At 43.0% G+C, this 6,807-nt stretch carries 6 protein-coding genes; 1 reads left to right on the forward strand and 5 read right to left on the reverse strand.

What is annotated here, in order from left to right; all coding sequences use genetic code 11:
* Positions 1 to 194 precede the first annotated feature (194 nt).
* The 3 genes from aat to uvrB form a co-directional block, all read right to left on the reverse strand.
* Positions 195 to 800: a leucyl/phenylalanyl-tRNA--protein transferase gene (gene aat / locus ACESM0_RS11945; RefSeq protein ID WP_372906437.1), complete on the reverse strand. Its 606-nt coding sequence runs from the start codon at positions 798 to 800 to the stop codon at positions 195 to 197.
* Positions 801 to 1,175: 375 nt separating this feature from the next.
* Complete coding sequence (locus ACESM0_RS11950; RefSeq protein WP_372906438.1) at positions 1,176 to 1,739, reverse strand: class I SAM-dependent methyltransferase; 564 nt, start codon at positions 1,737 to 1,739, stop codon at positions 1,176 to 1,178.
* A 19-nt stretch (positions 1,740 to 1,758) separates the two neighbouring features.
* Entirely contained in the window at positions 1,759 to 3,807 is a 2,049-nt protein-coding gene (uvrB, locus tag ACESM0_RS11955; protein ID WP_372906439.1) for an excinuclease ABC subunit UvrB, read from the reverse strand.
* Positions 3,808 to 3,948: 141 nt separating this feature from the next.
* Between uvrB and tyrA the strand changes: the two genes are divergently transcribed.
* Positions 3,949 to 5,079 (forward strand): bifunctional chorismate mutase/prephenate dehydrogenase, encoded by a 1,131-nt coding sequence (gene tyrA / locus ACESM0_RS11960; RefSeq protein WP_372906440.1) that lies wholly within the window; start codon positions 3,949 to 3,951, stop codon positions 5,077 to 5,079.
* A gap of 141 nt (positions 5,080 to 5,220) precedes the next feature.
* Here the strand turns inward: tyrA and tnpA are convergent, their stop codons facing one another.
* Positions 5,221 to 5,649, reverse strand: a complete 429-nt coding sequence (gene tnpA, locus ACESM0_RS11965) for an IS200/IS605 family transposase (protein ID WP_372906441.1) — start codon at positions 5,647 to 5,649, stop codon at positions 5,221 to 5,223.
* A gap of 324 nt (positions 5,650 to 5,973) precedes the next feature.
* Positions 5,974 to 6,735 carry a peptidase gene (locus tag ACESM0_RS11970; RefSeq protein ID WP_372906442.1) on the reverse strand — a complete coding sequence of 254 codons (762 nt, stop codon included), beginning with the start codon at positions 6,733 to 6,735 and terminating at the stop codon, positions 5,974 to 5,976.
* Positions 6,736 to 6,807 lie beyond the last annotated feature (72 nt).

Genomic DNA, 6,807 nt, shown 5'->3' on the forward strand with positions numbered 1-6,807 from the left:
CCAAAATAGTTCAAATCACCCGTCAGACCGAACCAAGCGGTCAGACGGGTGACAATAGTAAAAATTCTTCAAGACCTGCCAGGTTTTTAAAACCTGGCAGGTCTTTTTTTGTTTATAAATCGTGGATCAGGAATAGACCTTACACCCTTCGTCCCGACAATAGCAGTCGGGACACTTCCCTCAAGGGAAGATTATTATATTTTAAACTCCATATTTCTTTTTTCCATCGCACTGTCCAATCGGTTTTGATACTCCCTGGCCGAAATTTCAACGCATCCGAATTGAGCAAGGTGATCGGTATAGAACTGCGTATCCCAAAGTTCAAATCCATTATCCTGCAATATTTTATGGCAGTACCAAAGAGCCACTTTATCTGCTTCCTTATCATTTTTGAACATTGATTCACCAAAAAAGGCTGCACCGAGTGATACACCATAAAGGCCACCGGCAAGTTCACCGGCAGAATTGTACATTTCAACGGAATGAGCATGGCCGGTAAGGTGCAATACTTCAAAAGAATCAATAATAAGATCTGAGATCCAGGTAGTATTTCGATCGGAACACTCTTCCATCACCGTTCTGAAGCAGGTATCTACCTTGCATTTAAATCTACCCTGACGAATAATTCGCTCCACGTTTGAGGAAACTTTGAAATTCTCAATCGGAATAATGCCGCGTTGGCGAGCAGAGTACCACCCAACTGTATCGTCATGCCGCGACTCGCTCATTGGAAAAATACCTTGACTGTAAGCTTCAAGAAGGGACTCAGGCGGTATGATTTTCTTTCCGTCAGTATTCATAAGCAGAACCGATCATTCCGCTCCAAGCGGGCAGACCGTTGATGATTTGAGAAGTTAGAAATTGACCTGGGTTTTATGCCCGGCTCTCTCCTCGACAAGGAGTACCGCCGACTAGCCAAACTTTATTGGTGTGAGACATGGTATGTTTAATCCTTTCACTCCATATATATCTTGAATAATCTAAAATTGAAGATCCTTCGCACAAAACACTTTCTAAAGATACCATGTCTTTAGTAAAAGTCTTCCCTCGAGGGGAGTACTCCGCTTGCGGAGGGAGGGGTGTTCATGCTATCGACTGACTAAATTTTATCAAACTTCCGGTCAGTAAACCCTATCAATCCGTCTGACCGCGTGTAGCGGTCTGAATGGGTAAGGTTAATGCCCGTTTTTGTGAATTTTATAGATAAAATAGGGCGGGATATTGAGTGGTTCGAAATCAGTTTCAAAATTTCCAAATACCTTCATCACGGGCTTCTTCAGGTGACCGCTGGTCTGGTAGGCGAGAAACTTTCCATCATCTTTTAAAATTTTCTTGGTTGCCTGAAGTACCTCAATTTTTCGATCCCAATCAAGAAAAGAGAACGGAATACCTGAAAGCACATAATCTACATTGCCAATAACATCATCACTCAGCACGGCTTCAACATCACCGGCGAGTATATTATGAATTTCAACCCGGGAATCATTAATGGAATCTTTCAGGGACGAAACAAAATTCTGGTTTGCCTCGATTAGTATAAGTCTGGAGCCTGGCGACATGTTTTCAATCAAATAGTGAGTGAAAGCGCCATTTCCAGGCCCATATTCAACTAAGGTAAAATCTTTCGTGAAATCGATGTTTGAACATACTTTTTTTACACATCGCGGCGAGGTGGGAATGACTGAAGCAACATCGCGATCTTTAACAAATGTTTTAAAGAATTCAATTTTCTTACCCATGAAGTGATTAATAATTGATTTAGATTTCTTTTTCTAGTGTTGCGATTTGGTCGCGAATACGCGCGGCTTCTTCAAACTCCATATTTTTGGCAGCCTGGAGCATCGATCCGCGTAAATATTCGAGAAACTTCTCCTTATTTTCAAATGTAACTTCTTTCATGGCCGGATTTGCCTTGTATTGTATTCCATCTTCGGCCACTCGTACAGTCTCCAGATAATCCTGTTGTTCCTGCTCAGTTGAATCCAGTGTAAAGTCTTGGGTGGAAATGAGAGTTGGGTCTACAAGCGGTTTCAATTCTTTCTGGATGGTTTGCGGCGTGATTCCGTGTTCTTCGTTGTATTTTCTTTGAATTTCCCGGCGCCTGTTTGTTTCATCAATCACCTTCTGCATGCTTTTCGTGATCTTGTTAGCGTAAAGAATTGCCTTGCCGCCAACATTTCGGGCAGCACGCCCAACAATCTGAAACAGAGATGTTTCGGAACGCAGAAACCCTTCTTTATCAGCATCCAAAATGGCAACCAGGCTCAGTTCAGGAATATCAATTCCCTCCCGGAGCAGGTTAATACCGACAAGCACTTTGAAGTCACCGCGCCGGAATTTATAGAGCACTTCCACACGCTGCATCGCATCCAGTTCGCTGTGCATGTAGGCTGCCGGAATGCCGAGGTTTTTCAGATATTCACTCAGCTCCTCACTGAGTCTCTTCGTGAGCGTAATGCAGAGTACCCGTTCGTTCTTCTCAGCCCTTTTCCGAATCTCTTCGAGAAGATCATCCACCTGTGTATCGAGAGGGCGTACCTCAATTTCCGGTTCCATCAGGCCGGTTGGACGAATAATCTGCTCAACATAAATTCCGTCTGATTTCTCCAATTCATAATCACTCGGTGTAGCACTAACAAAAATCGCCTGGTTGACCATCGATTCCCACTCTTCGAACGTAAGCGGCCGGTTGTCCATAGCGGATGGAAGTCTGAACCCGTGTTCAACCAATTCAATTTTTCGCGATCGGTCGCCGCCATACATGGCTCCGATCTGAGGAACGGTCTGGTGACTCTCATCTACAACAAGCAGATAATCATCCGGAAAATAGTCCATCAGCGTGTAGGGTCGTTCGCCAGGTTTACGGGCGCTGAGATAGCGGGAGTAGTTCTCAATGCCGGAGCAGTAGCCGATCTCCTGCATCATCTCAATATCAAAAAGTGTTCGTTGTTCAAGACGCTTTGCTTCCAGGAATCTTTGTTCATCCTGCAGTACATCAACCCGCCAATGCATCTCATCCCGAATCTGTTTAATAGACTCTTCAAGACGGCTCTGTGTGGTTACATAGTGAGAAGCGGGGTAGATTCGAAATTCATCCACATCGTCGATAATGTTACCCGATTCCACATCGAAAACCTGCATTTTTTCAATTTCATCACCCCACATGGTAATTCTCAATCCCTCTTCGGAGTAAGCGGGGTAGATGTCAACTACATCGCCTCTAACCCGGAAAGTTCCACGGGTAAATTCATGATCACTTCTTCGATAGTGTAGATCTACAAGATCATAGAGAAGGGTGTTTCTTGGGATATCCTGGCCTACCTTCAGGTTTATGATCAATTTTTCATATTCTGATGGTGATCCAATACCGTAAATGCAACTCACGGATGAGACGATAATCACATCACGCCGGCCGGAAAGAAGTGAACTCGTTGCCCGAAGCCTCAGTTTTTGAATCTCTTCGTTAATAGAAAGATCTTTTTCGATGTATTTATCCTGCGAGGAGAGATAGGCTTCCGGTTGGTAGTAATCGTAATAAGAGATGAAAAACTCCACCCGGTTTTCGGGAAAAAAATCACTTAACTCGCGATAGAGCTGCGCCGCAAGTGTTTTATTGTGACTCATCACCAGCGTGGGTTTTTGTACATTTTCAATCACGCCGGCTACGGTTCGCGTTTTACCTGAACCGGTAATTCCTAAAAGTGTCTGAAATTTATCATTGTTTTGAACGCCCTCGGTAAGTTCTTCAATAGCGTTTGGCTGATCGCCGGCCGGCTCCCAGGGTGAATGAAGCTTAAAATTTGACATAAACCAAAGATAAGTATGTATTCATCCGATTAAAACATTTATAGCACAAAATCATTCTCTATTACACATTTTTGCAGGAATTAGGGTACTTTTATGCCTCTTGTTATTCGATACCAGATTTTTACTCAATATTTTAAAATAATGTCCGACCAGAAGTACTTAAAGGAACAACGCAATCAAATCGACGATATTGACAATCAGATTCTTGAGCTGTTACAAAGAAGGAATCGGGTTGTTCAGGATGTCATTCAGACCAAAGTTGAAAAACAATTGCCGGTTTTTGTTGCCGGTCGTGAACAGGAAAAAACCGAGGCATTTCGGCAAAAAGCTAAAGAAAAGGGAATTGATCCCGATTGGGCTGAAGATTTTCTGAGGATGGTTATGGCATCAAGCCGTGCAGCTCAGTCAGCAAAAACATTTCCGCGTTCCACAGAAGAGCCGAAACATATTCTCTATGTCGGCGGTGAAGGCGGGATGGGATCACTTTACAGGAAGTTTACGGGTAACAGTGAACATATTTCGTACAGCCTGGATAAATCGAATTGGTATCAACTGGAAGAGATGGCGCCTAAATTGGACATGGTAATTGTGACCGTGCCCATTAATGTGACTGAAGATGTCATCCGCCGGCTGGCACCAAAGCTGAAACCGGATACCATTCTGGCTGATTTTACTTCAAACAAATCAAAACCGCTTCAAGTGATGCTGGAGGCACATCCGGGGCCGGTTGTGGGACTTCACCCGATGCACGGGCCTTCTGTTCCTAATCTGTCGAAACAGCTGATGGTCTTCTGCTCAGGCCGAGACTCTGAAAAAGCCGATTGGTTTAAAGAACAGTGCAGACTTTGGGGGATGCGCGTGATTGATGCCGAACCTGAAAAACATGATCACGTGATGAATCTGGTGCAGGGACTGAGGCACTTTGTGGCTCTGCTTCACGGCTCGTTTATGAAGCAATATGATCTGAATCCGGAAGAGATGCTGGAGTATTCCAGTCCGATCTACCGGGCTGAACTGATGATGACCGGCCGAATTTTTGCCCAGGATGCTGAACTTTATGCAGACATTGTATTTGCCAATAAAGAGCGTCGTGATCTGCTGCTCGCTTTCTTTAATCACCAAAAAAAGTTGATGGAGATGGTAGAGGCAGATGACAAAAAGGGCTTTATCAAAGAGTTTGAATCTGTAACGGACTTCTTTGGAAGTTTTGCTTCACAGGCGTTGAAAGAGAGTGGATATTTGATAAACCGTCTGGCAGATCGGTTTTCGTGAGTTTTTCCGGGGATAAATCCCCGGCTCGTATGTGAAACCCATGAATGGGTTTTTCAGTTTCAAAATTTTGAACATAAAAAAAGCCCCAAGATTGGGGCTTAATACACGAGCCGGTCATTCATGGCCGGCAATGAGACGGGATTACTCGATAATATTATGCCTTCTAAGAAATCCACGATGTTCTTCTTCATAACTGTAATATTGATGGTGAATTTTTTGACGCTCGATGTATTGTTTTACTTTATCAATATTTGACAAACTCACACTAAATGCACTATATCCGCCTTGCCATTTAAATTCATTGTCTTGGAAGAATTGGTCGTTGATCCATCTGGATGAACTTCCTTTAATATTGTGCATTGTTTTGCTCAAAGAAATAGTGGCTGGGAGCATCATTAAAAGATGGATATGATCACTCATTCCTCCAATTTTAAGGATCGGAATTCCCAAATTTCGTCCAATACCTCCAATATAATTGTAGATCGATTGTTCAAGCTCCGGCTCAATTAATGGTACTCTGTTTTTTGTTCCAAATACAACGTGAAGATGATTAATTACAAAACTGTTCATGTCTATTAATTTTCTTTCCTTTTTAAGTAAGACAAGATTTAAGGGAAAGCCTTACAAGGTTGAGGAAAAATTTAATAGGTGAAGTGCTGTGAAAAGCCCCAAGTTTGGGTTTTTTAAATGCGAGCCGGTCATTTATGATCGGTGATAGACTTGAATCCTTGATTTTCTGGGATAAATCCCCGGCCTGCCTTCCAAAGTTTAAGCGCAGGCAGGCTCGTGCATGAAACCCATGAATGGGTTTTTCAATAGCAAGATTTTGATGAGCAAAAAGCACCAAAGCTGTGGGGTTTAAAACACGAGCCGGTCATTCATGGCCGGGCTATACTACTTCCCGCCCACAGCCTGCAGATCCGCCACACAATTTTCATCCAGTTCTGGAATATTTCCCCCAAAAATATTGGCAAATAGATCAGCATTACGGAATGCGTAGTACATCAGGCATTGATCGTTGTCGCAGTGACGGCCGTTATCTGTATCCTGATGGTTGGTCTGCATATCCACTCCATTATTTACAAGCCCTAAGATGTGACCAAATTCATGCCTCAATACAATAGTCTCGACATCCTCTTTGGAAGGGCTGCCAATTCCGCTGCTCACTTCATTAAACTTTGGCCCGAAGAGTGCCATGGAGGTATTGAAATGGGCAATACCGAGAACATTACCTTCACTATACTCTCCGTCCACAATAATAAAATAAGCTGCAATTTCATCTTCCGAAGAGAACTGAGATCGGTATTCGCGCTCCAGGTCACGAATATCATTCGCTGTGTATAAACTCTCGCCGGAAGCCGGTATTTCTTCCGGTTCCATTATTGTAACAGTTGATTTATTCAACCGGTCACTTAGAAATGATTCCAGATTTTGGAGTCCTTCCTGCGTAGGTTCATATCCCTGCATATATTGAACCTGAATAACCAAACGTTCAAAATCATCATCAGACAGAAATTTAGAAGCCGACTGACCCGGGTTGATTTCGTGATCGAACGAAAATTCATTTTCGTCTGTATCGGTAACAGAACCGGAGTCGCAAGAAGTAAGAATCAGCAGAGTTGTTATTAGTAATGATAGAATGTATCGAATCTTCATATCTGTCAATCTATGATTTGTAATGGTTTCTGCTATTTTTATGGTTTACAACTGCAATTGTTTCCGCCGGAA

Source organism: Rhodohalobacter sp., assembly GCF_041686455.1.
Classification (GTDB): domain Bacteria; phylum Bacteroidota; class Rhodothermia; order Balneolales; family Balneolaceae; genus Rhodohalobacter.